The sequence below is a fragment of the Azospirillum brasilense genome (genome assembly GCF_003349955.1).
GTDB classification, from domain to species: Bacteria; Pseudomonadota; Alphaproteobacteria; order Azospirillales; family Azospirillaceae; genus Azospirillum; species Azospirillum brasilense_B.
In genome coordinates, this window is record NZ_QLKQ01000167.1 from 1 (window position 1) to 1,707 (window position 1,707).

Consider the following 1,707-nt stretch of genomic DNA (forward strand, 5'->3'; position numbering starts at 1 on the left):
CGACCGCGCCACCGGCCGCGTCACCATCATGGCGTCCACCGAGGGCGGCATGGAGATCGAGGAGGTCGCCCACAACACGCCGGAGAAGATCGTCAAGGTCGCCATCGACCCGGCCACCGGCATCCAGGGCTACCACACCCGCAAGGTCGCCTTCGCGCTCGGCCTCGAGGGCAAGCAGGTTTCCGCCGCCGCCAAGTTCATCGTCGCCGCCTACCAGGCCTTCGTTGACCTGGACTGCGCGATCGTCGAGATCAACCCGCTGATCGTCACCGGCTCGGGCGAGATCCTGGCGCTCGACGCCAAGATGAGCTTCGACGACAACGCCCTGTTCCGCCACAAGGACGTCGAGGAGCTGCGCGACGAGGCCGAGGAAGACCCGGCCGAGATCGAGGCCGCCAAGCACAGCCTCAACTACGTCAAGCTGGACGGCAACATCGGCTGCATGGTCAACGGCGCCGGTCTGGCGATGGCGACCATGGACATCATCAAGCTGTACGGCGGCGAGCCGGCCAACTTCCTCGATGTCGGCGGCGGCGCCACCAAGGAGCGCGTCACCGCGGCCTTCAAGCTGATCCTCTCCGACCCGAACGTCGAAGGCATCCTGGTCAACATCTTCGGCGGCATCATGCGTTGCGACGTCATCGCCGAAGGCGTGGTCGCGGCCGCCCGCGAGGTGCACCTGCACGTTCCGCTGGTCGTCCGTCTGGAAGGCACGAACGTCGAGCTGGGCAAGAAGATCCTCAGCGAGTCCGGTCTGCCGATCCTGTCGGCCGACAACCTCGCCGACGCCGCCGACAAGGTGGTCAAGGCTGTGAAGGAGGCCGCGTAAGATGGCTGTTCTCGTCGATAAGAACACGAAGGTGATCTGCCAGGGCTTCACCGGAGCCCAGGGCACCTTCCATTCCGAGCAGGCGATCGCCTACGGCACCAAGATGGTCGGCGGCGTCACCCCGGGCAAGGGCGGCACCAAGCACCTCGACCTGCCGGTCTTCGACACGGTGGCCGACGCGGTCGAGAAGACCGGCGCCAACGCCAGCGTCATCTACGTGCCGCCGCCCTTCGCAGCGGACGCCATCCTGGAGGCGATCGACGCCGAGATCCCGCTGGTGGTGTGCATCACCGAGGGCATCCCGGTGCTCGACATGGTGCGCGTCAAGCGGGCGCTGGGCAACTCCAAGACCCGTCTGATCGGGCCGAACTGCCCGGGCATCATCACGCCCGACGAGTGCAAGATCGGCATCATGCCGGGCCACATCCACAAGCGCGGCAAGATCGGCATCGTCTCGCGCTCGGGCACGCTGACCTACGAGGCGGTGGCGCAGACCACCGCGGCGGGGCTGGGCCAGACGACCTGCATCGGCATCGGCGGCGACCCGGTCAACGGGACGAACTTCGTGGACAGCCTGGAGCTGTTCCTGAAGGACCCGGAGACCGAGGGCATCATCATGATCGGCGAGATCGGCGGCGACGCCGAGGTCAAGGGCGCGGAGTTCATCCGCGACTCCGGGACCAAGAAGCCGGTCGTCGGCTTCATCGCCGGACGCACCGCGCCTCCGGGCCGCCGCATGGGCCACGCCGGCGCGGTGATCTCCGGCGGCAACGACACCGCGGACTTCAAGATCGAGTTCATGAAGTCCGTCGGCATCGCCGTCGCCGACAGCCCCGCGAGCCTGGGTTCCACCATGCTCAAGGTCTTCAAGGGCTGAT

2 protein-coding genes are annotated in these 1,707 nt (G+C 67.1%); both read left to right on the forward strand.

Going from position 1 to position 1,707, the window contains the following annotated elements; translation table 11 throughout:
- Positions 1–829 (forward strand): ADP-forming succinate--CoA ligase subunit beta (gene sucC, locus DXK32_RS31865; RefSeq protein ID WP_114862153.1); only part of this gene is annotated, 829 nt, incomplete at its 5' end.
- 1 nt (position 830) lies between these two features.
- Positions 831–1,706 carry a succinate--CoA ligase subunit alpha gene (gene sucD, locus DXK32_RS31870; protein WP_014241630.1) on the forward strand — a complete coding sequence of 292 codons (876 nt, stop codon included), beginning with the start codon at positions 831–833 and terminating at the stop codon, positions 1,704–1,706.
- Position 1,707 lies beyond the last annotated feature (1 nt).